The 13,911-nt window shown below is 62.1% G+C and carries 9 protein-coding genes and 1 pseudogene; 7 read left to right on the plus strand and 3 right to left on the minus strand.

Going from position 1 to position 13,911, the window contains the following annotated elements:
* Positions 1-36 precede the first annotated feature (36 nt).
* Positions 37-396 (minus strand): hypothetical protein, encoded by a 360-nt coding sequence (locus tag Q7C30_RS03920; RefSeq protein WP_317870727.1) that lies wholly within the window; start codon positions 394-396, stop codon positions 37-39.
* Positions 397-446: 50 nt separating this feature from the next.
* Entirely contained in the window at positions 447-2,420 is a 1,974-nt protein-coding gene (locus Q7C30_RS03925; RefSeq protein ID WP_317870728.1) for a hypothetical protein, read from the minus strand.
* A 296-nt stretch (positions 2,421-2,716) separates the two neighbouring features.
* On the opposite strand from Q7C30_RS03925, the gene Q7C30_RS03930 reads away from it, so the two are divergent.
* The 5 genes from Q7C30_RS03930 to Q7C30_RS03950 all read left to right on the plus strand — a co-directional run bounded on the left by Q7C30_RS03930 (position 2,717) and on the right by Q7C30_RS03950 (position 10,176).
* Positions 2,717-5,578 carry an autotransporter outer membrane beta-barrel domain-containing protein gene (locus Q7C30_RS03930; protein ID WP_317870729.1) on the plus strand — a complete coding sequence of 954 codons (2,862 nt, stop codon included), beginning with the start codon at positions 2,717-2,719 and terminating at the stop codon, positions 5,576-5,578.
* A 123-nt stretch (positions 5,579-5,701) separates the two neighbouring features.
* Entirely contained in the window at positions 5,702-7,945 is a 2,244-nt protein-coding gene (locus Q7C30_RS03935) for an autotransporter outer membrane beta-barrel domain-containing protein (RefSeq protein WP_317870730.1), read from the plus strand.
* Between the two features lie 200 nt (positions 7,946-8,145).
* A complete protein-coding gene (locus Q7C30_RS03940) occupies positions 8,146-9,045 on the plus strand; it encodes a chemotaxis protein (protein ID WP_317870731.1) in 900 nt (299 codons plus the stop codon).
* 88 nt (positions 9,046-9,133) lie between these two features.
* The gene (locus Q7C30_RS03945) at positions 9,134-9,445 is read left to right on the plus strand and encodes a hypothetical protein (RefSeq protein ID WP_317870732.1); all 312 of its coding nucleotides are present in this window, start codon (positions 9,134-9,136) and stop codon (positions 9,443-9,445) included.
* A complete protein-coding gene (locus Q7C30_RS03950) occupies positions 9,442-10,176 on the plus strand; it encodes a YkgJ family cysteine cluster protein (protein WP_317870733.1) in 735 nt (244 codons plus the stop codon). The genes Q7C30_RS03945 and Q7C30_RS03950 overlap by 4 nt, the downstream gene beginning before the upstream one ends.
* Positions 10,177-10,197: 21 nt before the next feature.
* Here Q7C30_RS03950 and Q7C30_RS03955 read toward each other — a convergent pair.
* Positions 10,198-11,781: pseudogene (locus Q7C30_RS03955) on the minus strand (PAS domain-containing methyl-accepting chemotaxis protein).
* Positions 11,782-12,086: 305 nt separating this feature from the next.
* Here Q7C30_RS03955 and Q7C30_RS03960 point away from each other — a divergent pair.
* Positions 12,087-12,311, plus strand: a complete 225-nt coding sequence (locus Q7C30_RS03960) for a hypothetical protein (protein WP_029614603.1) — start codon at positions 12,087-12,089, stop codon at positions 12,309-12,311.
* A gap of 207 nt (positions 12,312-12,518) precedes the next feature.
* Positions 12,519-13,847: an OprD family porin gene (locus Q7C30_RS03965; RefSeq protein WP_317870734.1), complete on the plus strand. Its 1,329-nt coding sequence runs from the start codon at positions 12,519-12,521 to the stop codon at positions 13,845-13,847.
* Positions 13,848-13,911: the final 64 nt, after the last annotated feature.

A 13,911-nucleotide genomic window follows, 5' to 3' on the forward strand; every position in this document is an offset into this window, starting at 1 on the left:
CTGAAGATCAGGTCGGGCAATCGCCAACGCGTGGTGTCAGCCGGCACTCTCGCTCAAACTGACGGGAATACCGACCACTGTCGACAACTCCCCGCCGTTGACGCGATAACCGAAGTACGCACGTTTGTTGTTGACTTTCAACAAATCGATCCGCCTGAACGACACGACGAGTACATTCGATGGATCTTCGATCGTATAGGTCGGACTTACAAAGTCTCCTGAACTTCGACTTTCGCCTACCCACAACTCGACAACATCGCCCTGTTCGCTGCCGAAGAACGGATCAACTTCCGCTGACAGCTCATCATTCTCCAGCGTTTGATCATTGATTTCATGACGCTGATCGTCCGTAAAAGCAATCGGCGGCAGGGATAATTTCTTTGCGTCTGCTTTCATGTTCAAATCCTCAAGATAAGTTTCTGCTGCATTGATAGGTGCATGCGCGATCAAGTCGATGGCACGTCACAAACACCGCCGCCCCGGTTCAATGCAAAATACACATAGCCTCGATCTTGAGGAGAACTCGCGCCGGCATCATTAGACAGCGAATATTCAGCGAACCCCCCATTACGGCATATGTAATAGGTTTTGCTATAAGGCAGCAGCACATCTACATAGCCCCGATCAATATCCGCTTGGACCAAGGCCTGCTCACCCGTGATTCGAGAATCCTCGATGGGATCGACTTGGCCCGTTGGTGGAGTATATTGACCCAGCGGCACCCGCACGCCATAGAAGTCGTAGCTCACGCGTGGGTTTCTGGACAGTTCGATGTTCTTCACACCACTCAGAGGGATACGGAAACGGGTACCCGCCATGCCAACCGCTCTGATGATGATGTTGCGTGCGTTCGCATCCGGGAAAGTAGCGGGTGCAAGGGGGTCTTCACCACCTGGAACTTGCGATCCAGCCGACACCTTCACCAACTGGGTCGGTGACGAAACGTGGACAGGGATGGGAGCAGGATTGGCACCCAGCAGACGGGTAACCGTGAAGTACACATCGTATTCACCTGTGCCCGTCGCCTTGATCACCGGATCGAAGGGGATGGGGTAGCGGATGTCCGCAGAGCCGTTGGCCGCGTTGACGTGAATCGGCTGCAAGCCCGGATCACCCTGGCCATGCCAATACAGTTGGATGATATCGCCCTCCACCCAGATTGGGTTGCCATCCTTGCCCAGCCTGGGGATCAACGCCTCGGCATCCTTGCCGAAATCGCGCGCTTCAATGGTGTTGTCCGGGCTGGTACCGCATTTGACGACCGGCGGTTGAATGTTGCCGTGCACTGGATTTTCGGGGTCTGGATCAGGATCAGGACCGCCGGGGGTTCTGAGGTTGACCTGGACTTGGGTGATAGGGGCATTGACAGGGGCACGGTTACCGCGTCGCAGCGTGTAGGTGACGTCCACTGGCCCGTTGCCCTGGGCCTGCGCACTGGCGAAGGGAACGGGAATTGTCACCAGTATCGGGGCGTTGCCGACGTCTTGCGCGGTCAGCCGGTAGGGAGGCATCGTCTGACCACCCCAGGTCACCACGATCTCGTCACCCACGGATGCCCCAGGATAGGCGGGAATTTCGATGCCGACGTCCGGATAGGCATCGTTATACGTGATCAGGCCATCATCGGCTTCAGGGATCAGTGGAGCCTGCAGCGCTGGCAATTGGATGAACACGTCAATGGCCACCGGCGACGAAGGCGCGCTGACATTGCCTGCCCAGTCGGTCACACGGTAAGCGAAGAAGCGACGCCCATCACCCATCGACTCCAATTCAGCGCGCGTGATGGAGCCGGTGGTAGAAAGCGCCGGGTTGGTCACTTCGAAAGGCTGAGGTAACCAGATGCCCGAGCCGATATCCTCGCGCGAGCCGATCCACAACTCGATCTTGTCTTCGGCCTCACCCTGATAATACGGATTGATCAGCACTGGCAGCGCGTCATTGATCAGATCGGCATCGGTAATGCCGTCCAACTGTTCGTCCGTGAAAGCGATCGGTGGCGGTCTGACACCGGCAGGCGCAAGTTGGTCGAAACGCGTGCGCAACGGGTACCCCGCGGCTTCACCGTCTTCGGAGTCAGGATCGTAAATACCATAATCGAGGGCGATGACTACATCGGTGCCCTTGGCGGGAAACTCATCCATGCGAAACAACATTGTGAATTCTGTAAGAGCCGGGTCGTCCAGTTCGGCCTGGGTGATGACCTTCTCATCGCCGAAAAACACGCCGTCCCGGATGAGTTTAATCGTGTCGAAGGGGCGCAAGTCGGGGCTCTTGGGAACTTTAATTTCGAGATCACGCTGCAGTTCAGCGACCGGCACGATGGTGCGTGTGGGATCTCGAGCAGGAATACGCATCTGCGGCAACTGAAGAATGGAATTTTGCACCAGGCCTGCACTGTTTCTTTGTTGACTAGCGTTCATTGAACAGTCCTCGGGATCGTGGAAGTGGAAGACGAACCTGACCAGAAACTTTCAAGCTCCTTTTATTCACGCTTACCCTCGGCAGCCACGGCTCGACGAGAGCGTCGTTGTCTTGATGCCCATCCGCAGCATCAAGTTAGAGCAGCCCCGTCGCGCCTGTAACCTAGCATTTTTATCAGGTGCGCTATTTCAATGCCGCTCTATAGTCAGGCGTGCAACAAAATCCGTGTTGGAAGAACTCTATGAAATCAACAGGAGTCGCGCTGATGTCCGGATGCCGTTTTACATTCATTCTAATGAAGCGTTCACCCACACTCGTGGCGCTGTGCGCGTTTACCCCTTTCGCATTGGCGGCTAATCTGGGTCCCGGAGACAGCGCTACCGTCAACCCAGGCACCGCTCCTGAGACCTGGACGCTCGAGTCGGCCAGCCTCAGCGTGCTCTCAGGCGCAGAAACGTTGGGGATCAACGCCAGAGCCGGGTCCACAGTGTCGTTGGACGGTGCGTCGGTCAACTCAGGCGCCCAGCCAGGCGTATCCATGATCGGCTCGAACGCCACGATCCGTAACTCGACCATATCCTCGACTTCCGCGACCGGTCTGCAGGCTGTTCGCGCCTTGCAGGCAGGCGCAGCAGGCTCCCTCGTCGAGGTGTCGAACAGCACGATTTCAGGGATCGGACGCGGCGTCACCGTGTCCTCGGGCAGCACGGTGACGCTCACCGACTCGACCATCACCGGCCTGGGTGCACAAGGCACGTCGATTGCCGGTAGTGGCCTGGGGGTATCGATCACTGGCGGCGAAGCGATCCTGCGCGGCAGTAATGCCACGGGCAGCCGCTGGGGGGCGGGTCTGTTCGCGCTCAACAGCGATGAAGCCGCACCACGTCTGGTCCTGGACAACGCCGGCCTGACCTCCCAGGAGGGCAGCGCTATCGTGGTCGGCAACTTGCGCGGCGAGGCCATGCAGGCCGACATCGTCATCGCCAACGGATCACAACTCAACGCTGCGAATCAGACCTTGATCGAAGTCGGCTTGCCGTCCGATCCGGCCGGAGCCATCGCCCAGGCACGGGTCCTGATCGATGCCAGCAGCCTCACCGGCAACATCAGCGCAGCGACTGGTGCCGTGGCCGACGTGACCCTGGCAAACGCGGCAGCCCTGACGGGAGACCTCAACAACCTCAACAGCCTGGCCCTGGACGCCAGTACGGTTGTGGGCAATCTCAATCAACCTCTGGGGTCCAGCGCAACGGCCTCACTGGCCAACGGTTCGCGATTCACCGGCAACTTCAACAATGTCGGCACGCTCACGGCAGACGCCAGCGCCATTGAGGGCAATGTACTGTCCGCCGCTGGCAGCAGCACCCGCGTGGCGCTGGGCAATGCCTCGTCCCTGGACGGCAATGTAACCAACGCCGCCAGCCTGTCCCTGGACAACAGCCGCATGACCGGCGACATGACCCAGGACGTGCCGGGCAGCGGCGCGCTGAACCTGGCCAACGGTGCCGAATTCAACGGCACTGCACGCAATGTCGGCAGCACCACCCTGACCACGGGCTCACGCCTGACCGGCGATGTGGTCGATGGCGGCACGCTGTCGCTCGATGCCAGCAGCCTGCAAGGCAATGTGCTCTCGGGCACCGGCAGCACCACAGCGATCCGCCTGAACAACGCCTCGACCCTGGACGGTAACGTGAACAACGTCGCCAGCCTGTCCCTGGACAACAGCCGCATGACCGGCGACATGACCCAGGACGCACCAGGTAGCGGCGCGCTGAGCCTGAGCAACGGTTCACTGTTCACTGGAACCGTGCGCAACGTCGGCGCCACCGCCATCGCCAGCAACGCTCGCCTGAACATGATCAACGACTCGAGCGTCGGCGCCCTCAGCCTCGACGGCGGTACGGTCGACCTGCGGGCCGGTCAGGCCGGGTTCCGCACCTTGACCGCGACCAGCCTCCAAGGTGCGGGCACGTTCGTGCTGGGCACCGATCTGGCCGCCCATCAAAGCGATCTGGTGAACATCGAAGGCCAGGCGCAGGGCCAGCATGGCCTTCTCATCCAGAACACCGGCGCAGAACCGCTGTCGGGAGATCAGCCACAGCGGGTCGTGCACACCGAAGGCGGCCCCGCGCAGTTCAGCCTGATCAGCGAAACCGGCACGGTGGATGTCGGCGCTTACTCCTACTTGCTGCAACAACGCGATACGGACTGGTACCTGGCCCAGGCCGAGACCCCGATCATCTCGCCCAGCGCGACCACCGCCATCGCCGTGTTCAGCGCCGCGCCCAGCGTGTGGTACGGCGAGTTGACCACGCTGCGCAGCCGCATGGGCGAACTGCGTGACGGCGGCGCCGGCCAGGGCGGGGTCTGGGCGCGCACCTACGCCAATCGCTATCGGGTTTCGACCGCTGACCAAGTCGACTACCAACAGACCCAACAAGGTATCTCCTTCGGTATCGACACCGCATTACCCGCCGAAAGCGGACAGTGGCTGGTCGGGGTCATGGGCGGCTACAGCGACTCGGAGCTGAACATGCGCCTGGGCAGCAATGGCCGCGTCGACAGCTACTACCTGGGCCTGTACAGCACCTGGCTGACCGACAGCGGCTATTACCTCGATGCCGTGATCAAGGCCAACCGCTTCGACAACAAAGCCGATGTGCGCATGAGCGACGGGAACAAGGCCAAAGGTGATTATTCCAACTACGGCGTGGGCGGCCAGGTCGAGGCCGGCCGACACATCAAGCTCGATGACGGCTGGTTCATAGAGCCTTATGCCCAGGTCGCTGCTTTGTGGGTGGAGGGCGAGAACTATCGACTCGACAACGATCTGCGAGCCAGCAGCAACAAGGCAGACTCCCTGCTCGGCAAGGTCGGCACACACATTGGCCGGACCATCCCCCTGCAATCCGGCGGTTTCGTGCAGCCCTACGTGAAAGTCGCTGCCGCCCGCGAATTTGCGCGCAACAATGAAGTCAAGGTGAACGACAACACTTTCCATGACGACCTCTCCGGTGCCCGCGCCGAATTCGGCGGGGGCGTGGTCGCCAAGATCAGCGGCACGTTGCAGGCCCATGTCGATGTCGACTACAGCACTGGCAAGCATATCGAACAGCCCTGGGGCGTGAACGTCGGGGTACGTTTTAGCTGGTAATTTGAAAGCCAATGCAGCAGCAGGTGTAGGTTTTTTCCTGCTGCTCTTGCGAATCCTCCTACATCACCAGGAAGGCTTTCAGGATTGAATCTCGCCGTCATTTTTTTACGGTCGAATCCAATCATGAAACCTACCTTACTCGCCCAGCACCTGGTGGCGCTGGGCTTTATCGCTGTGCCGATAGCGGTCGACGCCGCGACGATCGTCGTGCCCGAGGGACGCACGCTCGCCGTGGAACCGTCATCGCCGCTCAACGACTACAACCTCAAAGCCGGCGCAACGCTCAATGTCAGGCCCGGAGCGGCCACCCAGCACATACTGGCCAACGGCGCCAAGGTGAACATCAACAACGCCGAGGTCAGCGCCCAGGGCAAGAACGGCATCGCGCTCTACAACAGTCACGCGGTCATCGATAGCAGCCGGATCGTAGCCACGCTCGACCCGGCCCGGCCTGATGAACAGGCTTTCGGCATTCGTCTGTCCGGTTTCCAGGAAGCATCCAGCGCCTTCATCTCCAACAGTTTCGTCTCCGGGATCGCCCGGGGCATCAACGCCGCCAACAGCGCACTGGTGGACCTGACCAACACCGAGGTTCATGGCGTGGCGGGTACGCCGGGCGTCGATCGGCAGCCGGGTGGTGTCGGTGTGGTCGTAGCTGGCGCCAGTGTCCGGATTCGTGAGAACAGCCGGATAATCGGCGACAACAACGGTGTCGTGACCTTCGGCGGCGCGCGAGGCCCCGGGGATCACAACGCTCACCTGCTGATCGACAACTCCACCGTCGAGGGGCGCGAGGGCAGCGCCATCAGGGTTTACACCCCTCCGCTTGTGGACACGCAGGTCAACATTCATGTCGCCAATGGATCGCGCCTGGTGGGCGGCAACGGCATCATTCTGGAAGTCCAGGACGATGCCAAGGTCGACTTCTCGGTGAGCGACAGCCGCCTGACTGGCGACATCGTGGCCAGCGAAGACGCCACGGTCGACTTGACCCTGGCGGACAACGCCAGCCTGACCGGCACCATCAGCAACGCCAGCTCGCTGAACATCGACGGCTCTTCGCTGTGGACCCTCACCGGCGACTCGAATCTGGACCGCCTGAATCTCGATCAGGGCACGGTGAGCCTGCGCGGTGAACCGGCCAACGCAGGCTTCACCCGCTTGCAACTGGGCGAACTGTCCGGCAGTGGCACCTTCATGCTCGGCGCCGACCTGACCACCGGACAGGGCGACTTCGTCGACGTCAGCGGCAAGGCCAGCGGCGATCACCGCCTGTTGGTGGAGAACACCGGTACCGATCCCAATGCGGCGGTATCCGCTCATCACGTAGTGCACACCGGCGAAGGCAGCAGTTCACGCTTCGACCTGGTCGGCGGGCAGGTCGACTTCGGCACCTATGCCTACGACCTCGAGCAGCGCGGCGACGACTGGTTCCTGGTGCGCAAAAGCAACACCACGACCCCCGGCACCCGCTCGGTGACGGGCCTGTTCAGCGCGGCGCCAACCGTCTGGTACGGCGAGTCCTCCACCCTGCGTACCCGCATGGGCGAGTTGCGCAACGGTCAGGACCAGGGCGGCGGCTGGCTGCGCAGCTACGGCAACAAGCACAAAGTCAGCGCCGGCGCCGGTGCCGCCTACGATCAAACCCAGCAAGGCATCGCCTTCGGTGCCGACATGCCGATCGCCAGCAGCGATGGCCAGTGGCTGATCGGCCTGATGGGCGGCTACAGCCGCTCGAACCTGGACCTGTCCGGCGGGACCTCGGGCAAGGTCGACAGCTTCCATGTGGGTGCCTACAGCACCTGGCTGGCCGATGACGGCCTGTACATCGATGCACTGATCAAGGCCAACCGCTTCCAGAACCGCTCTGACGTGCGCATGAGCGATGGCCGCAAAGCCAAGGGCGACTACAGCAACACTGGTGTCGGCGCCACGGTCGAGGTGGGCAAGCACTTCAAGCTCAAGGACGGCTGGTTCGTCGAACCGTACACCCAACTCTCGACGCTGTGGATCGATGGCGCCGACTACACCCTGGACAACGGCATGCGCGCCAATGCCGACAGCGCCAGTTCAGTACTGGGTAAGGTCGGCAGTCATGTCGGGCGCAACTTCCCGCTGAAAGATGGTGGCTTCGTACAGCCTTACGTGAAGGTCGCCGCTGCCCATGAATTCGCCCGCGACAACCAGGTGCGGGTCAACGGCAACAAGTTTGCCAATGACCTCTCCGGTAGCCGCATCGAACTGGGCACCGGGATCTCGGCACAAGTGTCCGACACGCTGCAGGTTCAGGCCGGCTTCGACTACATGAAAGGCAAGCACATCGAGCAGCCCTGGGGCGTGAGTGTCGGCGTGCGCTACAACTGGTGACGCGCCAGTCCGAGGAGTGCGGGTTCACCCGCGCTCCCGATCCTGGGGCGCGGGTAACATCACTTCGATACTGATTCATCGCGGGCGACCGTCTTGTCTTCAAGGCCGTGGCCCGCATTTCTTTTCCGCCCCCTCAAGCCAGGCCGCGCCAGGCCGATAACCTGAGTATCCTCCCGTTTCGATACTCCCGAAGGTTGCCCATGGCCACGCCCAATGCCCGCGCGGACGCATTGTCCCTGCTGCTGTTCACCCTGCGAAGCGGCAAGCTGATGGCGATCAATCTGCTCAAAGTGAGCGAAATCATCCCCTGCCCGTCGCTGACCAAGCTTCCCGAATCCCACCCCCACGTCAAAGGCGTGGCCACCCTGCGCGGGCAGTCGCTGTCGGTGATCGACCTGTCCCGGGCGATCGGCGAGCAACCGCTGACCGACCCGGACGGCGGCTGCCTGATCGTCACCGACATCAGCCGCTCGCGCCAGGGGCTGCACGTCCAGGCGGTGAGCCGCATCGTGCATTGCCTGAGCACCGACATCAAACCGCCGCCTTATGGTTCCGGCAACCGTTCCTACATCACCGGCGTCACCCGCGTGGACAATGCGCTGGTGCAGGTGCTGGATATCGAAAAGGTCATCCACGGCATCGCGCCACCGCCGCCCGAAGCCCCTTCCGGCCAGCTCGCCGAGGAAGATGCCAGCCTGCTCGCGGCGGCCAACATCCTGGTGGTGGACGACAGCCAGGTGGCCCTGCAACAGTCCGTGCACACCCTGCGCCACCTGGGGCTGGAATGCCACACCGCACGCAGCGCCAAGGACGCGATCAACGTGCTGCTGGAACTACAGGGCACCGGGCAGGAAATCAACATCGTGGTGTCCGACATCGAGATGTCGGAAATGGATGGCTACGCCTTCACCCGGACGCTACGCGAGACACCTGACTTCCAGCACCTCTACATCCTGCTGCACACCTCGCTGGACAGCGCGATGAGCGCCGAAAAGGCCAAGCTCGCCGGTGCCAACGCAATCCTCACCAAGTTTTCCTCGCCCGAACTGACCGACTGCCTGGTGGTGGCGGCGCGCGCGGTGCATGCGGAAAAACGCTGATACAGTTGGCGGCCTAGTGCCTTCACTTGATGAAGGGTAGGACTCGGGCATACTTCCTACCCTTCCGAGTCTATTTGTCGGTATCGCCATGACACTTCTTCGTACTGCCCTGATCGCGCTGGCCATGACCGCCGGCGCGGCCCATGCCTCCAGTTCCGACGCCTGGAACGCGTATCGCCAGCAGATGGTCAAGAGTTGCCTGGCCGCCAGCCAGTTCAAGGATGCCCATGCCCTGGGCAAGCCTGCTGAGTTCGACGACCGTACCGCCTACAGCGCACTGCTGATCGAAGGCGTCTACAAACCCAAGCACATGAAAAACCGGACCGGCACCGAACTGTGCCTGTACGACCGCGCCCAGCACCAGGCCTACGTCACCGAATGGAAGCCGGCCGCCAAGTGAGCGAGGGCCTGCGCTTCGCCTGCACCGGCTGTGGCAAGTGCTGCAGCGGTCACCATGTGCCGCTGACATTTGCCGAAGCGCACCAGTGGGCCAGTAACGGTGGCCAAGTGGTGGTGCTGATCGAAGGGTTCGTCGCCGATGGCCCCGGCATGCCGCCCGAACAGCGCGACCACGTGCTACGCCGCTCGCTGGCCGTGCCCTGCGGCAATGCCCAACTGCACGTTTCGGTCACCTTTGCAGCCTTCAATCCCGGCCGCTGCCGTCATCTTGATGCCGACAACCTGTGCGGCATTTATGAAACGCGGCCGTTGGTGTGCCGTATCTACCCGGCGGAAATCAATCCGCACCTGCCGCTGCGTCCAGACGCCAAGGACTGCCCGCCCGAAGCCTGGCAGCAAGGCCCGCAACTGATCGTCGGCAATCGCCCTGCCGATCCACACCTCGCTGCCCTGATCGACGCATCGCGCCAGGCCGACCGCGACGACATCGCCGCCAAGGTCGCGGTCTGTCAGATGCTGGGCATGACCACCAGCGCGCTCAAAGGCAATGGTTTCACCGCCTGGCTGCCTGACATACAGGCCTTCCTGACGGCGCTGGAGAGCCGGCAGCAGGCACCCGACGCCGCATGGTCGGTGCACTTGGAAGACTCCGACCTGACGCAAGATCTGCAACAGCACGGGCTGCTGACCACCGCCCAAGCGCCGGTGTACTACGCCTTCATCGGGTTCTGACGCACCCACCCTGAAGGATCTTCAGCGGCTGCGGCGCCAGAACTCGTCGGCCAGCCGCCGCAGTTCCTGGGCCAGCGCGGCCACATCCGCGGCGCTACCGTGGCTGCGTTGACCCACCGTCACGGTCGCTTCGCTGGCTTGGCGGATGCTGACGATGTTGCGGTTGATGGCCTCGCTCACCTGGCTCTGCTGCTGCACCGCGGCCGCGATCTGCAGGCTCATCTCGTTGATCTGGTTGACCCGCACGCTGATGCCGTCCAGCGCATCGCTGGCCAGGCGCGCCTGCTCGACGCTGTGCCCGGCATGCGCGCTGCTCTGGCGCATCACCTGCACTGCCGCGCGAGTACCACCCTGCACGGCACCGATCATGCGCTGAATCTCGTGGGTTGACTGAGCGGTGCGCTGGGCCAGCCCCCGCACCTCATCGGCCACCACTGCGAAACCGCGGCCCTGCTCACCGGCGCGGGCGGCTTCGATGGCGGCATTGAGCGCCAGCAGGTTGGTCTGCTCGGCGATGCCGCGAATCACATCGAGCACACTGGAGATCTCGCCGCTGTCGCTCTCCAGGCGCTGGATCACCTCGCTCGCCTCCACCAGCGAGCCGGCCAGGTCCTGGATCGCGCAGCGATTGCGCTCGACCATGCGATGCCCCGACTGGGTCTCGTCCTCGGCCTGATCGGCCGCCAGCGCCGCCATCTGCGCACTGCTGGCCACCTGGGCGACGCTGGCGCTCATCTGGTGGATGGCGGTCGCGACCTGGTCCGCCTGGCTCTGCTGTTCAAGACTGTTGGCGTGGCTCGCCTCGGTGGCCTCGACCAACGAACCAGAGTGCCCGGCCAGGCGCGTCGACGTATCGCCAATGCGCCCAACCACCGCGCCCAGTTGTGCCTTGAGCATGCACAGGGCGAAGTCGATTTGACCGATGTCGTCGCGCCGACCGGTGTACAACTACTGGCTCAAGGGGTTGTTCGCCAGCGCTCGCGCTTGGCTGCACAGGCGCTCGAAAGGGCGCAGCAGTGCCCAGGTCGCCAGGCTGGCCAACGCGATGGCCGCAGTCCATTGAAACAGCGCCTCGTACCAACGCAGTGACGTCCAGCCCTGGCCAACGCCCATCACCAGCGCCAGCACCATCGCCATGCTCAGCGACAGCCGCGCTTGCAGCCCCGGTACCGGCAAGCGCTCCCACCAGCGCTGCCGCCCGTTGCGCAGACGCGCATAACACTGCTCGGCGGCGGCGATCTGTTCGTCGGTGGGGCGTGTGCGTACCGACTGGTACTCGACCGTGCTTCCTGCGCTGCTGATCGGGGTGACGAAGGCACTGACCCAGTAATGGTCGCCATTACGGCAGCGGTTCTTCACCAAGCCCATCCACGAACGGCCAGACTTCAGCGCTCGCCACATCTGTTCGAACGCGCGCGCCGGCATGTCAGGATGGCGCACCACATGGTGCGGTTGGCCAAGCAGTTCGTCGCGGGAAAAACCACTGATGCGTACGAAGTCGTCATTGGCGTAGGTAATGACGCTGTCCAGGTCGGTGGTCGAAAGAATGTTGGCATCGGCCGGATAATCCACGGCTCGACCGGTTATGGGCACATTGCACTTCATCGCAGGCTCTCAGCATCGTGGGGACAATCGGCAGGGTGCTCGACTCTAGGGGCAACCGCTGCGGGAACATTGATCCACGGCAACCAACTGGCAAGTGGCCACCCACGGCATTGGCGCCTACGCGCAGGGAAATGAAGGCAGGCGCTCAACCCAGACGTTTTCAGCGATGTTGGCGAAGATTTCGCGACTTATAGTTACGTTTAATACAAGAGTGATTCTCTTGTTGAGCGCTGTTTCAGCGGCCTGCACAGGACTAACTTAGCGCTGTCCCAATTCACACTTGCCACGCAAGAAGGTAGTTTCAAATGTCCAACAGTATGGGTATTGCCAGCGTCTTCGTCCTGTCGTCCCTGTTGTTGTCGCCCCTGGCCATGGCTGAAGAATCGCCGGCCTTCGTCGCCCGTAACGCCGAGATCGCAGCGAGCCTGCAGCAGTCACAGGACGCCTACGCCGCGCAGCAGCATGACGCCGGAAAAGATGCGCAACAGACAGCTTCGAAGACGCTCGAAGGGGACCAGGCCGATAGCTGATCGGTCCTTCAATACGCGCTTTTGCGTTGATGGCGGGGTATTTAACAGTGCCCATGCCAGTATGTTAGCCTCCATTAGCCGCTGCGCATCAGCGGCTTTTTTTTTTGCGCTTGAACATGACGTTGGCGCAGTACGTCCGATGTGTGGACGCTTTCAATTCGAACCTTGAAATGGCGCTCCACCGTTCAACCAAAGGAGCATTGACTGGTGTCCTTCGCTGTCCGTCTCACGCCGCTATTCGTTGCGCTTTCTGCAATGATGTCTTCCACAACCCATGCCGAAGAAAAGGCTGAGGGTTTCGTCGAGGGTTCATCGCTGAACCTGCACTTTCGCAATGCCTATTTCTACCGCAACCAACTCGCGCGTGACGTACGCGACAACCGCGAGTGGGGACAGGGAGCGGTCGCGCGCTTCGAGTCCGGCTATACGCCCGGCGCACTCGGTGTGGGCATCGATGCCTACGGCATGCTAGGCCTGAAGCTCGACGGCGGCGGCGGACACGCCGGCACCAGCCTGCTGCCCACTCACCAGAAAAACGAAGATGCCCTGGGCGCAGCGCCCACTAGCTTCTCCAGCGCGGGTGCCGCCGTGAAACTCAAGGGCTTCGACACCGAACTCAAAGCAGGCGACCTGTTTCTCACCAACCCGGTAATCGCCGGCGGCGAGACCCGCATGCTGCCGCAGACCTTCCGGGGCGTAGCCCTGCGCAATACCCATTTCGACGGGTTGCTGCTCGAAGGCGGTCAGGTCAGCTTCACCAAGCCCTACAACCAGAGCGGCCATCGGCGTATCGATACCTACTACAGCCAGCGTACGGACGATCAGCGCAGCAAGCATTTGTCCTGGGCCGGCGCGGCCTGGAGCGGCTTGCCGAACATTACTGCCAACCTCTACGCCGCCGAGCTCAAGGACATCTGGAACCAGTACTACGCCGACTTCGACTACACCTATGTGGTCAACGACAGCCTCAGCCTGAATCCAGGCGTGCACGTCTATCACACTCAGGACACCGGCCAGGCCAAACTGGGCAAGATCGACAACAACACCTACAGCCTGCATTTCACCGTGGCGGCCGGCCACCACAGCGTCACCACCGCCTACCAGCGGGTCAACGGCAACACACCGTTCGACTACATCAACCTGGGCGACAGCGTTTACCTGGACAACTCGCGCATGTACTCGGACTTCAACGGACCGGGCGAGCGGTCGTGGAAGCTGCAATATGGCTATGACTTTTCCGGTCTCGGCATAGCCGGATTGAGCACGTCCCTGTCGTACTCGCGGGGCAAACTTGACCTGACCCGAGCCGATCCAGACAGCGCCGGCTACGGTCAGTGGTACAGCGCCGAGGGCAAGGATGCGCGCCACTGGGAGCGCGACCTGGACGTGAAATACGTCTTCCAGGAAGGGCAGTTCAAGGACCTCTCGCTGCTGCTGCGCTATGCCAGCCACCGGGGCAGCCGAGGCTACTCGGCGGTGGACAACGACAACGACGAGATCCGTCTGATCGTCGACTACCCGCTCGCCGTGTTCTAGCACTGTTTAACGGGCAAACGGGCGGACCTCATCCGGTTCGCCCAGCGCGACTCGCCTGGCGCGC

It is taken from the genome of Pseudomonas sp. RAC1, assembly GCF_030658255.1.
Lineage (GTDB): Bacteria > Pseudomonadota > Gammaproteobacteria > Pseudomonadales > Pseudomonadaceae > Aquipseudomonas > Aquipseudomonas boreofloridensis.

Bases quoted from the DNA above. Each gene is read 5' to 3' on its own strand.
- Q7C30_RS03920 (WP_317870727.1), bottom strand. From the start codon at position 396: ATGAAAGCAGACGCAAAGAAATTATCCCTGCCGCCGATTGCTTTTACG.
- Q7C30_RS03925 (WP_317870728.1), bottom strand. From the start codon at position 2,420: ATGAACGCTAGTCAACAAAGAAACAGTGCAGGCCTGGTGCAAAATTCC.
- Q7C30_RS03930 (WP_317870729.1), top strand. From the start codon at position 2,717: ATGAAGCGTTCACCCACACTCGTGGCGCTGTGCGCGTTTACCCCTTTC.
- Q7C30_RS03935 (WP_317870730.1), top strand. From the start codon at position 5,702: ATGAAACCTACCTTACTCGCCCAGCACCTGGTGGCGCTGGGCTTTATC.
- Q7C30_RS03940 (WP_317870731.1), top strand. From the start codon at position 8,146: ATGGCCACGCCCAATGCCCGCGCGGACGCATTGTCCCTGCTGCTGTTC.
- Q7C30_RS03945 (WP_317870732.1), top strand. From the start codon at position 9,134: ATGACACTTCTTCGTACTGCCCTGATCGCGCTGGCCATGACCGCCGGC.
- Q7C30_RS03960 (WP_029614603.1), top strand. From the start codon at position 12,087: ATGTCCAACAGTATGGGTATTGCCAGCGTCTTCGTCCTGTCGTCCCTG.